At 68.2% G+C, this 13504-nt stretch carries 12 protein-coding genes and 1 pseudogene; 7 read left to right on the top strand and 6 right to left on the bottom strand.

Going from position 1 to position 13504, the window contains the following annotated elements; translation table 11 throughout:
- Positions 1-2096: 2096 nt before the first annotated feature.
- A complete protein-coding gene (locus AB8Z36_RS00915) occupies positions 2097-2840 on the bottom strand; it encodes a hypothetical protein (protein ID WP_369211216.1) in 744 nt (247 codons plus the stop codon).
- Positions 2841-3363: 523 nt separating this feature from the next.
- On the opposite strand from AB8Z36_RS00915, the gene AB8Z36_RS00910 reads away from it, so the two are divergent.
- The 3 genes from AB8Z36_RS00910 (at position 3364) to AB8Z36_RS00900 (ending at position 4423) form a co-directional block, all read left to right on the top strand.
- The gene (locus AB8Z36_RS00910) at positions 3364-3621 is read left to right on the top strand and encodes a type II toxin-antitoxin system Phd/YefM family antitoxin (RefSeq protein WP_369211215.1); all 258 of its coding nucleotides are present in this window, start codon (positions 3364-3366) and stop codon (positions 3619-3621) included.
- On the top strand, positions 3618-3863 hold the full coding sequence (locus AB8Z36_RS00905; protein ID WP_369211214.1) for a type II toxin-antitoxin system RelE family toxin: 246 nt from the start codon (positions 3618-3620) through the stop codon (positions 3861-3863). The genes AB8Z36_RS00910 and AB8Z36_RS00905 overlap by 4 nt, the downstream gene beginning before the upstream one ends.
- Before the next feature lie 122 nt (positions 3864-3985).
- Entirely contained in the window at positions 3986-4423 is a 438-nt protein-coding gene (locus tag AB8Z36_RS00900; RefSeq protein WP_369211213.1) for a hypothetical protein, read from the top strand.
- A 152-nt stretch (positions 4424-4575) separates the two neighbouring features.
- On the opposite strand, the pseudogene tpg reads toward AB8Z36_RS00900, so the two are convergent.
- The 5 genes and pseudogenes from tpg to AB8Z36_RS00875 form a co-directional block, all read right to left on the bottom strand.
- Positions 4576-5129: pseudogene (gene tpg / locus AB8Z36_RS00895) on the bottom strand (telomere-protecting terminal protein Tpg).
- Positions 5130-5287: 158 nt separating this feature from the next.
- Positions 5288-6682, bottom strand: a complete 1395-nt coding sequence (gene dnaB / locus AB8Z36_RS00890) for a replicative DNA helicase (RefSeq protein ID WP_369211217.1) — start codon at positions 6680-6682, stop codon at positions 5288-5290.
- Positions 6683-6775: 93 nt separating this feature from the next.
- Positions 6776-7990 carry a hypothetical protein gene (locus AB8Z36_RS00885; RefSeq protein WP_369211212.1) on the bottom strand — a complete coding sequence of 405 codons (1215 nt, stop codon included), beginning with the start codon at positions 7988-7990 and terminating at the stop codon, positions 6776-6778.
- Complete coding sequence (locus AB8Z36_RS00880) at positions 7987-8172, bottom strand: hypothetical protein (RefSeq protein ID WP_369211211.1); 186 nt, start codon at positions 8170-8172, stop codon at positions 7987-7989. The genes AB8Z36_RS00885 and AB8Z36_RS00880 overlap by 4 nt, the downstream gene beginning before the upstream one ends.
- A 660-nt stretch (positions 8173-8832) precedes the next feature.
- Complete coding sequence (locus tag AB8Z36_RS00875; RefSeq protein WP_369211210.1) at positions 8833-9570, bottom strand: GntR family transcriptional regulator; 738 nt, start codon at positions 9568-9570, stop codon at positions 8833-8835.
- A gap of 513 nt (positions 9571-10083) precedes the next feature.
- On the opposite strand from AB8Z36_RS00875, the gene AB8Z36_RS00870 reads away from it, so the two are divergent.
- From AB8Z36_RS00870 to AB8Z36_RS00855, 4 genes are all read left to right on the top strand, one after another.
- Positions 10084-10335, top strand: coding sequence for a hypothetical protein (locus tag AB8Z36_RS00870; protein WP_369211209.1), 252 nt, complete (start codon positions 10084-10086; stop codon positions 10333-10335).
- Positions 10336-10435: 100 nt separating this feature from the next.
- Entirely contained in the window at positions 10436-10630 is a 195-nt protein-coding gene (locus tag AB8Z36_RS00865) for a hypothetical protein (protein ID WP_369211208.1), read from the top strand.
- A gap of 107 nt (positions 10631-10737) precedes the next feature.
- The gene (locus tag AB8Z36_RS00860) at positions 10738-11103 is read left to right on the top strand and encodes a hypothetical protein (protein WP_369211207.1); all 366 of its coding nucleotides are present in this window, start codon (positions 10738-10740) and stop codon (positions 11101-11103) included.
- A 67-nt stretch (positions 11104-11170) separates the two neighbouring features.
- Positions 11171-13288, top strand: a complete 2118-nt coding sequence (locus AB8Z36_RS00855; RefSeq protein WP_369211206.1) for a DUF2637 domain-containing protein — start codon at positions 11171-11173, stop codon at positions 13286-13288.
- Positions 13289-13504 lie beyond the last annotated feature (216 nt).

Raw genomic sequence — 13504 nt, 5'->3', positions numbered from 1 at the left:
CCCATACACTCCCGCTCCGCGTGAGCGAAAACGGCTCGCTCCGCTCACCGCCGGGTGGCACGCGCTCCGCGCCCGCCACCCAACCGCAAGGGCAGGCAGCCCGCTCCGCGCGCTGCGGCCGGCCTCCGCTGCGCTCCAGCCACTTCAAGACGCGGCAGCAACACCCCCATCGGCCAGGCGTGTCACGCTTCGCGCGGCACGCCTACGGGCCTCACGGCCCGAACGGCAGCAAGAAGGGGTGCCGGGATGCTGTGCCAGCCCAGAGACGAGACGTGGACACTGAGGACGAGGGCCTGGAGCACGTCCAGGAGCAGAACGCCACCACCGTGGTAAACCACCGGAGCAGCCCGCCCGGGGCCACTCCGGAAGCCTCCCACAAACGTGCTTCATTTACCACGCGGGATGAACTCTGGAATCACGCCCTACCACCATCACGACCTGATGCAGCATGTGACCTTGGCGAAAGGGCACCACACCCCCGGGAACAGCCTGCGTCACCAGGTGGTGCCAGATAGGGCTCTGCTGGGAAGCGGGAGGGCGATGGACGTCACGTGCACCTGGTCTGGGGCGTCACCGCACCCCGATGTCACCACCAGACACCACGCCCTGACACCGCCGAACGCCACCAGGCGCCGCCCCGGGACAACCGGAACAGCCACCCCTGTCCCGGTTGTCCCGGGTCCCCGGAAACCCTGGGGGAACCCGCCCTCAGCCCAGGTCACAGCCCGGGACAACGCCTCATGGGACAACCACCGGGACAACAGGCGGGACAACCCTTACCAAGCCATCGAGCACCAGGAGCAGCGCTGTCTGTCGTGTCCCGCGCGGGACACTTCTCACCCCTCTGACGGACGGCGCTACGCCTCTGGGCGGCGCCTTGCGCGGCTTGGGGGCGAGTGGTCCACGGTGTGCCCGGCACGGCGATCCGAGCATTCGAACCGCTCACTCGACAACGAAGGGGGAACGACCGTGCCCCAGTCCGCTCTGGACGGCACCAGGGCCCCTCGTTGGCGGCCCAGCAGCTTCCTACTGGCCTGAGGAGCCAGGACGAGGGAAGAGCGCCGGAGAACGGCACACAGCGCCACGGGGCCGGACCGAGGTCCTGGCGGCCATGGCCGCGTCCTTGGTGAGGTTGCTCTTGGCGAGCGCGGCGCGCGGTTCGGCGAGCGTCTGCGGCCCCTCGTACGCCTGAAGGCGGACGGGTTCGCGTAGGCCAGCACGGGTCCGCCACCGACCTAAATGGGATCAGTCTCTGACCTCTCCCTGCGCAACCCGGCTCCTTCGTCTGCGCTTCCGACCGTAGATCTCCTCAGAGACGGAACACAGCAGCCGTACAGCCCACCCGCGATATATCGGCCCTGCGCGGTTTCGGGCGGCCCACTCGCCCTCGACGGCTGAGCCGCCGACCTCCACCTGGCCTAGTACCGAGGCCCTGCGACGGAGGCCGTCCGAATTCAGTAACGCTCATCATTCGTAGCAAGTTCTTGGCACCGAAAACGACTGTGCGCCATTTGCGAGTACCTATCTCACGCGGGCCGCCATGTTTAGGCAGCAGCATGATAAGGATTCACAATGGCGCACAGACTGTTCCCAGAGAGCCTCCGGCTACCTCTACGAGGGCTGCGATATACCAGTGATCGACCACGAGTGCTAGAGGAATGCACGGAAAACTCGTTTCACCTCGCCGAGCCGTAAGTCAACCCACACCCACTGAACTGGTCAGGACATTATCCAGCCCTCGTGTCAGTGACGCTTACGCCGCCGTGCAACTACCCAGGCCACCCCCACAACAATCGCCGCTACCACCACAAGCTGGATGACAACCTGCGCACTAAGAACGCCCATAACCTTAAGCCTCCTGCGTAATCGCTGAAGTAGCCATCTGATTCTCCATGCACCCTACTGCACCTGTGCGGAGAGCCGGACTGTCTGACGATGCACGAGCTGAAAACCGCCCCAACCAGGTTCAGGCCATCCATGTTGAGCCGGAGGAGGGCAGTCGAAAAAGCTCGGCTTCTTCGACTGCCCTCCCTGAGGCCCGCGCGTCCAGAGTATGGCTCTACTGCGCCTCTAAATCATGACCACCTGTATCGGTGTCACGTCTTCAGATATCCGCCCTTGAAGCCACTGTAGTCAGCCCAAACGCGGTGGCGCCCCGTGTCCTCGATGCCCGTCCACCACTCGAATGTCCAAATAGTCTCTGAATGTGCATTATCCGCAGGTTCTGCGGAGATCCATTCATCGACTGGAGTGTGCGTGAGATCGGTGCCCGCTATGTAGTTCTTGTGCCATGCGCTTCCGGGGTAGACCTTGGTGGTGTTCTTCCCGCTGACCCGGTAGGAGGTCTTGACCGTGACCTTAGTTGCCTCAAGGCCGAAGTACTTGACCTTCACCCAGTGCGAAGCCCACTTATCCGTGGCCCGGGCAGCTGTGGGACTGGAGTCACCACCACCCGCGGCCTGGGCATCTGATGCGCCGGAGTCACCGCCGCTCTCGACGACGACGTCGCCGTCTGCCATTACGGTCCGGGCGGCAGCGGTCTGGGCCGAACCCTGGCTCTCGACCGTGTTCGCAAATACGTCGAAGTAACGCCGGTCGTTAATGTATTCGAGGAACTTTACCTGCTTCTCCGCAGAGAGCGCCTGGAATTTGTTGGAGAAATCGACGGCATCAACGTCGCCGGCCTCTGCCTTCTTCTTGAGCCAGTCGACATACGCCTTGGGCGTAGCGCTGGCGGCGGGCGCGGCGTTAGTGGCAGCCGGCCGTGAATCCGCCGTTGCAGTACTCGGAACCCCCGCCAATACAGCTACACCCACGGCCGCCGTCAGCAGTCGGGCCATTCCTCTTCGATACGAAGGCATTTCATTCCCCCCACATTGATTTACTGTTGTCCTTTCACCGTGACGCCACATCTCTTGCACTCCCCAGCAGCGTCGCGAAACAAAATCTGTCACGCATGGTGTCCATTCGCAAGCGAAACGTGGGTTTCTTGAGCGTTTCCTGAGGTTCGGGATTGCCAATTCCATTGACCGAAGCGCATTGGCCGAAACTGAGCAGGTTCCCGCGTCTAGAAATCTTCCATGTGGGCTCGCTGCGGTGTTTTTAGGCCTCATAGCAGCGCAGCAAATGCGCCATACCCGGGTCCTACTCGGTCGAGTCGGCCTTCGACCACTCGCGGATCCGCAGAGGCTCTCTAGCGTGCGGTGATCAACTGCGGTGGAGCCCGGACTGGCCATGGTTGCCGGATGCCGCCGGACAGGCCGCATGCACGCCTGCTGACTCCAGGACCTGGCACTCAACCCCCGCAGGGCTCCAAGCACGACTGCCAGCACCGTATGTGCACACTTCCGTAAGGTGGTGTGCATGACGGAGACGACGTATTCGATCGTGGAAGCGCGGGCCCGCCTGGGTGCTATTGCGCGGGAGGTCAGCGCTACCCGGGAGCCGGTCGCCATCACCGACCACGGGCAGACCATCGCCATACTGGTCAGCCCCGCCGACGCCCTGGAGCTTCAGGAGATGCGCGCCCTGGCGGCCTACCGCGCCCGCCAGGCCCGCGGTGAGAATGCCGGGGTGTCGCACGAGGAGGCCTACCGTCGGGTGTTCGGCGGAGCCGAGTGAGCTACGAGGTCATCTGGGAGCCGGAGGCCCTCGCCCAGGCCGAGCAGTTCGCCCGGGACGATGCTGACGGGGTCCGCCAGGTCTTCATGGCCATCGACCACCTCGCCGACGATCCTCGTCCCGAGGGCGCGTTCGGCAGCGCCGATGTGCTGCGCATCCATGTCGGCCGGTACCGGGTGCTGTACGAGGTCAGCGACCAGCAGATCCGCGTCAGCGTCATCCACCTCGGACGCGTGCGCTGAACAAGCGGCTGTCCGCCTCTACAGGGCGGGGAGCGTCTTTACGCAGTCCGGGCCGGATTGTCAGCGGTGCTGGCTAATCTCATCGACGGGACGCGCCGTCCTGTCGATCGTTTGGAGGACCAGTGACCGAAACCCCGGACCAGTACGACGCAACTGAGTTGTCTCCACCGGTCGTTACCGTGCAGGCCATCCATGACTTCTACCTGTATGCGGTGCTTGGCATGCTCGAACATGCGAAGGATGACAGCAGCGTGGGCGTGTCCTTCAACGTCAACGGTGGTCTGGTCTATGGCCAGCTGATCAAGCGGTCAGTCTGGCAGAAGCTCTGGCTTGCGGAGGTCAGCCAGGCCAGCCAGTTCGCTGGCGATGTACTGAGCCAGATCACGCAGCTCACGGATGCCGAGGACACTGAAGATGAGGCGGACCAGCCGCTTAACTTCCACTTTGTGCACCTGAAGGACGCCACATTTCTCAGCGGAGGTGCTCGCCAGTACCTGGGATTGTGGCGAGGTGCCATGGCTCAGATCGGTGGCTGGTCGAACTCCACTCCGGCGGAGTGATCCGAACGTCCGTCAGGACTCCGTCGAACCGTCCGTCGGGCCCCTGTGAGCCTGACGGACGCATCCGTCGGACCGATGGTGCCCGACGGAGTCCCGACGGACATCTTTGGCGGATCTGACCTGCACGAACGCTGGAACCGAGCCTAAGGGCCTCAGAGGTCGATATCGAGGTGCTCGATGTCTGTGAGCTCGACTTCGAGGTCGTGGGCGCGGTGGCCGCCGTCGCGGAAGTACATCTCGCCCAGGCCTCCGGCGAGGACGTCGCGCAGCTGCTGCTCGTCGGCGCCCGCCGCCTGGGCGTCGAAGAGCCGGGCGGCGTGGGTCGGGGCAGCGCGACGGTGAGGTGGCGCAGGCGGGCGTCGTCGGTGGTGCCGGGCGCGGCGGTGAAGCCGAAGCGGGCCCGGGTCTGGACGACGATGCCGGTACTGGTGGCGGCCTGGCGGCGTGCCTGCTCCCGCACACGGGGCTGCCAGCGATCGCGGACGGCGGCCTCCAGGCGCAGGGCGAGGTCGGCCCGCGGGCGCCGGATCTGATCACGGACGTAGCGCTCGACTGTGCGCTGGGAGATGCCCAGGGCGCCGGCCACCGCGCGGGTGCCCTTGAGCTGGCGGACCAGGTACCGCATCTGCGCCCCCGCGGACTTGGGGATCGGGCGGGTGAATGCCTGCTGCACGGCCCTGTTCAGGCCGTCGTCGATGATGCCCATCGCGGTTCTCCTTCACGGCCGCCGGATGGCTCCGGCGGATGATCGTCTGCATGGGCCCCTCCGTGACGATCTCCGCCCCGGACGGGGAATCCGGGCACGGGTCGGGAGATCGTCGCGGAGAGGGGCACTCAGGGGCTTTCTCGGCTGCTGCCGGGGAATCAGGTCTGCGCCATGTCCACGAAGCGGGAGTAGTGGCCCTGGAATCCGACGGTGATCGTTGCGGTGGGGCCGTTGCGGTGCTTGCCGACGATCAGGTCGGCCTCACCGGCTTTGGGGGACTCCTTCTCGTAGGCGTCCTCGCGGTGCAGCAGGATCACCATGTCCGCGTCCTGCTCGATCGAGCCGGACTCTCGCAGCTCGCTGACCTGCGGGCGCTTGTCGGGGCGGCCCTCGGGGCCGCGGTTGAGCTGGGACAGCGCGATGACCGGGACTTCCAGCTCCTTAGCGAGCAGCTTGAGGTTGCGGGAGATCTCGGAGATCTCCTGCTGGCGGTTCTCCACACGGCGGCCGGAGCCGGACTGCATGAGCTGGAGGTAGTCCACGATCAGCAGGTCCAGGCCGCCCTTGGCCTGCTTGATGCGCCGGGCGCGCGAGCGGATTTCGGTGAGGGACAGGTTCGGGGAGTCGTCCAGGATCAGCGGAGCGCCCTCGATGGCGGCCGTGCGCCGGGCCATGCGGTCCAGGTCGTCCTCGGTGACCGTTCCGGCGCGGATGTGGTGCAGCGGAACGCGGGACTCAGCGCTGTAGAGGCGCTGGACGATCTCGGAGCGGCCCATCTCCAGGGAGAAGAACGCGGAGGTCAGGCCGTGCCGTACGGAAGCGGCGCGGGCGATGTCGAGGGCCACGGTGGACTTGCCCATGGCGGGGCGGGCGCCGATGACGATGAGCTGGCCCGGTTGCAGGCCGTTGGTCAGCTGGTCCAGGTCGGCGAAGCCGGTCGGGACGCCGGTCAGCTTGGCGCTGCCCTTCATCCGGGCGTCGAGCTGGTCCCAGAAGGACGGGATATCGGTGCGGACGTAGGTGTAGCCAGCGCTCTGCTCACGGGTCGCCAGGGCGTCGAGGATCTCGGCCTCCACGGCGCTGCGGACGTCGTCGATCTCGCCTTCGCCGGAGTAGCCGAACTGCGTGATGCGCACACCGGCCTCGATGAGCCGCCGCCGGACGGCCCTCTCGTGAACGATCTCGGCGTACTGCTCGGCGTTGGCCGCCGAGGGCACGGCCTGGACCAGAGTGTGGAGGTAGGAGGGCCCGCCGACCTTGGTGATGTCGCCCTGCTTGGTCAGCTCGGCGGTCACGGTGATCGGGTCGACGGGCTCGCCCTTGCCGTACAGGTGCCAGATCGCGGCCTGGATCGTCTCGTGCGCGGGGCGGTAGTAGTCGCGCTGGCGCATCGGGGTGTCCAGGACGTCGGCGATGGCGTCCTTGCTCAGCAGCTGCCCGCCCAGGACGGACTGCTCGGCATCGAGGTCGTTCGGCGGGATGCGGTCGAAATCGGGGGCGCGCTTGGAGCGCGTGAGCTGCTCGTCGTCGGGCGCGGTGCGGGATGCGACGATGTCCACAGGGATCTCCTTCGGGGTCCTTCTGTGGCGGCCGGTTCTTGACGGGAGTGGCCGCCACAGGCATGTGCGAAGAGGGGGCAGTGCGGGTTACGCGGGCTGACCGGCGCGCAGCCGGGCCAGGAGTCCGGCACCGTCGACCGGGCCAGGCTGCGAGGTGCCCTGCTGCTGCTCGCGTTCGGCGCGACGGCACGGCGGGCAGTCCCCTGCCCGGTAGGTCGCGTGCCGCTCGCACATCTCAGCGGCCGGGCGGCCAGAGCCCGTGCCCCCCGCCGTGAGCGGCGGAAGCTTCTTCAGCAGCGACCGGTAGATCGCGACAGGACTGTAGACCCGCTCCGGGTCACAGCTGCGGGCCAGGTGCTCGCGCAGCCGCGCCACCGTCCAGCCCAGGACCAGAGCCTCCACGGCGAGCGGCAGCAGCATCTCCGACACCTCGCCGCGGTTCATCCGCTCCCGCCCAGGCAGCCCCAGCAGCATCTCCAGCAGCTCGGCACGCTGCTCGTCGTCGGCCTGGCCGTCGCGGGGCGCGGGCACCTCGGCAGCCGGAGCGGGCTTGTCTTCCGGCGCAGCCGGGTCGGATTTCCGACCCGCCGACCCCGGTGGGTCGGAAATCCGACCCGCTTCGGAAGCTCCCTGGTCAGCCGCTGCGGAGGCATCGGGAGTAGCGGGCTCGGGGTTTGTGTCGTTGGGCGCAGCCTTCTCTCTCGTCTTCGTCTGTGCCGGGTCCGGCTCCTGTGGTTCGGGGGACGACGGCGAGCCAGAGAGAGAGATGTTCTTCTGGGGATTGTTCTTCTTATGTAGGTGATCCTCCGCATGCGGTTCATCCGCATGCGGAAAATCGCATGACGGTCCTGAGCTGGTGTTTTTCTCCGTCGTGCGGTTTTCGCATGACGGGTCTGAGCTGGGCTTTCCCGTTTCGCCGCCCTCCGGGGCCGGGATGCTGATGAGCAGCCCGTCCGGCATGTCCGTGATGAAGTACTCGACGGACCCGAAGGAGCCCTTCTTGGCCTTCGGGTTCTCCTTCGTCGGGCCGTCCACCCGCTGCTGGTCCCGCTGGAGGTAGCCGAACTCCTCCAGCTCGTTCAGGCCCGTACGCACGGCGCTGACACCGTCCGTGCTGTAGGACGTCAGCGACTCGATGGACAGGCCGAAGCCGTCCCGGTGGGTGGTGATCAGGCCGAAGATGCCCTTGGCCTTGTAGGACATGCGCGGGTCGCGGAAGACCGCGTTGTGGATCCGGGTGAACTGCTGCTCGAAGACGTCGGCGGCCATCGGGCCCCGGCGGATGAAGCCGTTGGCGGTCACCGGGCCACCGCCGCGAGGTAGCCGTGCGTCGCCAGCTCGGCCAGGCCGGCCTCGGCCACTGCCAGGCAGTCGCTGCTGACTTCCGCCAGGTCGGCTGCCGTGAAGGTCTCGCCCACCGGCACGGACGTGATTTGCGCGAACACGCCGAGCGCCGTCAGCGACAGCCGCTTGTCGCCGAACACCGGGTGGTCCTGCACGATCTGTCGCCAGTGCCGTGGATCACCGATCCTGGTCCACGTGCGCTGTGACGTGCCGTGCGGGGTCGGGTGCTGAGGGTGGTGAGGGTGGTGCATGGGGTGCGGTCTCTCCCTAGGTGGGTAGAGCGCACGTAGGCGGGGTGACCAGGGCCATCGCAACTGGATGCTGCGCTTGACTAGTTAGCTTCGTTATCCTGGTCGTGGTTGCCGGGCCTCGACCAGAGGTCAGGGCACCCGGCGATACCGCCGACGTACGACTCAGGGCATCGAACGAGTGAGTCGTCAGCTTTGAGAGCCGTCACCTGTTCCAGCAGGTGGCGGCTCTCGCATTTACGGGGCTCGCGCAGACGCGAGTGACATGCCGCTCGGCGTGTCGCCGAAGCCAGACTGTCTGTCGTCAATGGATACGCGTAGCCTGCTGTGCATCGCAGGCACCTCCTCTTCAGGTGCTTGATCGCGTGTCGGGCTTCCACACACCGACAACGCGACCGACAGGCCCCTTCGGGGGCCTGTTCGCGTTTCGCGGTGCACATCTTCCTCCTCTTAAGCAGGAAGGAATGCCAGGTGGCGCATATCGGAGTGTCGAAAACCGACGGGTGCAACCAACCGACACGAGCTGCCCGGCAAGGCGACACGGTCAGGTCGTCAGTCTGGGAGCGGGACGTGAGTGCCTGGGGCGTACACGTCTTCCCAGTAGCCCAAGGGGCGTTCGTCGTCGTGGAAGACAACCGTGGTGACCACGACTGGGACGGCGGAGTGAGGCGGCGCGTCGATCTCTAGCGCATCCAACTCGGCTTGGGACGCTTGGCGTGCATGAGCGGTTCGTTGCCCTTTTGCGACGTCACGGCCGGTGCGCTCTGTGTAGAGCTCGCCAAATTGCTTGACCATGCGAACGTCGTCGGCCAGTTCAGGAACCGCAGCGATTGTGTGCGGCGGGTAGATCGAGACCCCTACGGTCGTCGGTACATCATCCTGCTGAAATACGCGGATACGGATCACCGCCTCTTCGCCAGGCTCTAGGTCCAATGCGTTGCATACGACCGGGTCGTAGACCGACCGTCGCATGACGCGATGCCCCTTGGACGTCTCGCCCGGGGCGTATCGCAGACCGTTCTGAGCCATGCGATCTAGCCGGTCGGTCCCCGTGATCACAAGGGCATTCTTGGCGACGACTGTGCCCAGCGACCCACGTGAGGTCACCAAACCTTCGGACTTCAAGACTCCGAGCGCGCGGCTGACTGTCTTGGTCGCGACGTTGAACTGGCCTCGAATTTCAACCACGGACGGCAACGGATCACCAGGGGCGAGCTCCCCGCTTTTGATGCGTGCCCGGAAATGGGAGGCCAGGTCGGCGTACCCCATCCCGGGTGACTTGTATGCCATGTCTGCTCCCGGTTTGTCGGATCGGTCTTACACATTGAAGGTACATCACTCGCTTCCGAAGGTACAACAGTTGCAACTCTAGCTAGATCCATGTACCTTCATGGAGCCAGCAAGGTACGAGAAGTACCTACAGCGAAGCGATGCGTACCTTCATGTGTGCATGGCGGTGGCGACAAGGCGGCCTCAGTGAACTCGCTCGCGGGCGGGGTGATGGGTGGCTGCTCGGTCCTTGAGAACTCAACAGCGAGCTGAAAGATCTTCGGGCGCGGCGCCCCTGCCGTCACTTGTGACGAGACAGCCCTCTCACCAGCATTTTTGCTGCGGGTGAGGTCTTGAGCGGGGGGCTGGCCGATGGCAGCCCGAGAGCGGATCTGTAGAGGACCCCAGGGGTTGGGGTCGAGGGTGCCATTCCCCGTCCGCTCACTGCGCCACAAATGGCGCGACCCCCGGCACGGCGTTGCAGCGCCATGAGTGTGCCGGGGGCCTGCACGGACCGATCTAGGAGAGATCCGCATGCACATCATTACCCACGCCCAGGACGCCGGGACCACCCGCCCCGGCCTCCCGTCGAGGCCGATCCCGCACGAGCGCGACGGGCGCCAGCCGGCTCCCGAGCCCGCGGCCCGCCCGCACCCCCAGCAGCAGGACCGCGTCGCCGCCCTGCACCAGCTCGTGCGTCACCTGACGGCCGACGGCGACACGCGAGCCGCGCAGGCCGGACGCCGCGCCCGCCGCACCCTCGCCGAGATGGCGGTGGCCTCATGACCGCCACGATCACAAGCACGGTCGGCCTGACCGACGCCGAGCGCGAAGAACTGTCCCGCAAGAACGCGGAGCAGAACCGGCGCTCGGAGCAGAACCGCCGGTGAGCGACACGCCGCGTCCGCGTGACGCTCTGTACGACCGGTACATGAAGGCCGCCGCCGCCCGCCGCGCACACAGTGCGACCTGCACCCAGTGCTCGCCGGACGCGCCGCGATGCGAGGACGGCCAGCACCTGGAAGCCGAGTTCAAGCGGTTCCAGGACGCCTACCTCGCCCGCCTGCGGAAACAGCGCTGATCCCGGCGCGCCCGCCGCTCCGTCGCCTTCCCGGCCCCGGAGCGGCGGGCGCGCCGGGCCCTTCACTTCGGCCACTTCGGCCGCCATCACGAGCTTGAGGAGTTGCCGTGCACGCCAGTGCCCAGAGCACCACCACCATCACGACGTTTCAGCAGGACGACTTCGTGCTGTACCGCAGCCCGTCCCTGTTCTGGACGGGGAAGGCCGGTCACACCTTCGTGTGCCGGGTCGAGCGGTGCCGGATGGACGGCAGGTACGACCTGACGGCCGTGGCCACAGGCGACTTCGTCCCTGCTGCCCGCCCGGAGTACATGCGCCTGCTGTCCTCGGCCGACGCGATGGCCGACATCGACACCGCCCCGCTGAGGGCCGGTGACGCGGCCGACGGCATGAACGCCGCCGCGCTCGCCTGGCTCACCCAGCAGCACACGACGGTCAACCAGTCGCCGCTGCTGCCCGGCCAGCAGGCCTGAACCCACGGCCCGTGAACCTCGCCGCCCCCGACTCCCCGGGGGCGGCCTCGACCTGGAAGGAGGCGGCGTGGCCGCCACCCGCCGCAATAAGAGGCCCGCCCGTAGGAAGACGTCCCGCCCGGGGCCGCCGCGCGCCGAGGCCGAGCAGCTGCCGCCCGACGCGGACTCTGCCCTCACCGCACCGCCTCTGGCGGCTGACCCGGTCGCGGCTGATGCTGCCGACCGCGCCGCCGACCTGCGGGACCTGGCCGCCGACGCTGCTGCCCGCCTCCTGGCCGACAGTGAGGCCCGCGCCGCCGAACTGCTGGACGGCGCCCGCTCGGAGGCGGCCTCGGTGATCGAGGCGGCCACCACCGAGCAGTCCCGCCTCCTGGCCGCCGCCGCGACGGACGCCGACCGGGTCCGTACGGAGGCCGCCACGACTGCGGCCGCCGCCGACCAGGTCCGGGCCGCCGCCGAAGCGACGGCGGAGCAGCTGCTCGCCGACGCGCGCCGCCAGGCGCAGGAGGTCACCACCACTGCGGCCGCGCAGGCGGAACAGGTCCGCACCGAGGCGGCGCAGGCCGCCGCGAAGGCTCTCGCCGACGCGGAGAGCGTGCGCACCGAGCTGCTGGCCGGTGCGGAGCGCACCGCGGCTGAGACCCGTACTCGTGCGACGACCGACGCCGACCAGGTGCTGGAGCGGGCGCGGGGCGAGGCCGACCGGATGCGCGAGAGCGCGGACGGCCAGGCCATGCAGATCCGAGCCGGAGCCGAGAAGACGGCGGCCGGGCTTCGCCAGGACGCCGAGCGCGCCCTGACCGACGCCCGTACCTCCGCCGAGGAGCTGCGGGCAGCCACGGACAGGGACGTCGCCCGGCTGCGCGAGCAGGCCGAGACGGACGCGGCGGCGGCCCGGGAGGCGGCGGCCACGGCCACGGCCGAGAAGGCCGCCGCCGAACAGGCCCGCGCCGAAGCGGACCGGGTCCTGGAGGCGGCGACGCAGCGCACCGTGCAGCGGGCGCGACGCCGGGAGATCCGGACCGAGTCGCGCGCCAAGCGCCGCAAGGCCCGCGATGAGGCCCGCCCCACCGGCGGGGTGCCGCCGCTGTCCAGTCAGGAGCTGGTGCTGGTTGTCGGGATCGTCCTGGCGGCCGCGATCGTCTCCACCCTTGGACTGCTGTCCTCCTACACCGCGCTGGAGACCAAGGCCGCCTCCTGGGGCTGGGACTGGCCGTGGCTGCTCCCCGTCGGCATCGACGTCGCGATCCCCGCGTTCACCGGCGCCAACCTCATCCTCATCCGGATGGGCATGGAGCTGCGCTGGATCCGCTGGGTGCCCCGCGCGCTGACGGCGGTGACGGTCTATCTGAACTGGCAGGCGTCGACCACCCCCGGAGGCCGCATCGGGCATGCCGCCCTCACGCTGCTCTGGGTGATCTTCTCCGAGATCGCCTCGCACGTGTACGGCACGCGGATCGGCGCGGTCACCGGCAAGAGGCGGATGGAGACGGTGCGCCGCTCCCGCTGGATCCTCGCCCCGATCCCCACCGCCCGGCTGCGCCGCCGAATGATCCTGTGGGAGATCACCTCCTACGAGGAGGCGCTCACCCGCCTCCAGGAGCAGACCTACCTGCGAGCACAGCTCAAGGAGACCTACGGACGCCGGTGGCGGAGCAAGGCTCCGCTGGAGCAGCGGATGGCGCTCAAGCTCGGCGAGGCGCCCGCCGCGCTCGCCGACACGCTCACCCCCCAGGACGCCCCCACCATCGAGCGAGCGGACACCGAGCACACCCACCCCGAGGCGAGCACGCTCACCTCCTCACCGGTGCGCGGCGCTCACCCCGAGCTGAGCGCGCTCACCGAGCAGACGGCGGGCGGTGAGCGTGAGCGCCCGGCGCTCACCTCCGGCGCTCACCGAGGTGAGCGTGCCCCGCAGGCAACAGACGCTCAGCGAGCGGAGGACGCTCGTACGCGCAGCGAGACCGAGGCGCTCACCGAGCGCCGCCACGCTCGCATCCGCCTCCTCTACACCGAGCTCGGGCGCCGCCCCCACTGGCACGAGATCCGCGACGCGCTCACCGACGCGGCCCTGTCCGACAAGCCGGTCTCGCGCCCGACCGCCCAGCGCTTGCGCGCTCAGGTCGAAGAGGCCGCCCCGCTCGCCAGTGAGCGCCCGGTGAGCGCCGAGGCGCCCACCGCCTGACCCCTCCTGCCGCTCATGGTCGCCACCGGCCCGCGCTCGCCGAGCGCTCCGGTGACGGCCACGGTCGGCGGGCCCCGACTCCTGACCGCCCCCTCGTCTCCCCCATCCCAGGAACCCCCCCCCCCCCCCCCCCCCCCCCCCCCCCCCCCCCCCCCCCCCCCCCCCCCCCCCCCCCCCCCGCCCAGCGCTTGCGCGCTCAGGTCGAAGAGGCCGCCC

The sequence above is a fragment of the Streptomyces flavofungini genome (assembly GCF_041028215.1).
GTDB lineage: Bacteria > Actinomycetota > Actinomycetes > Streptomycetales > Streptomycetaceae > Streptomyces > Streptomyces flavofungini_B.
This window is presented reverse-complemented; position numbering and strand designations above follow the sequence as displayed.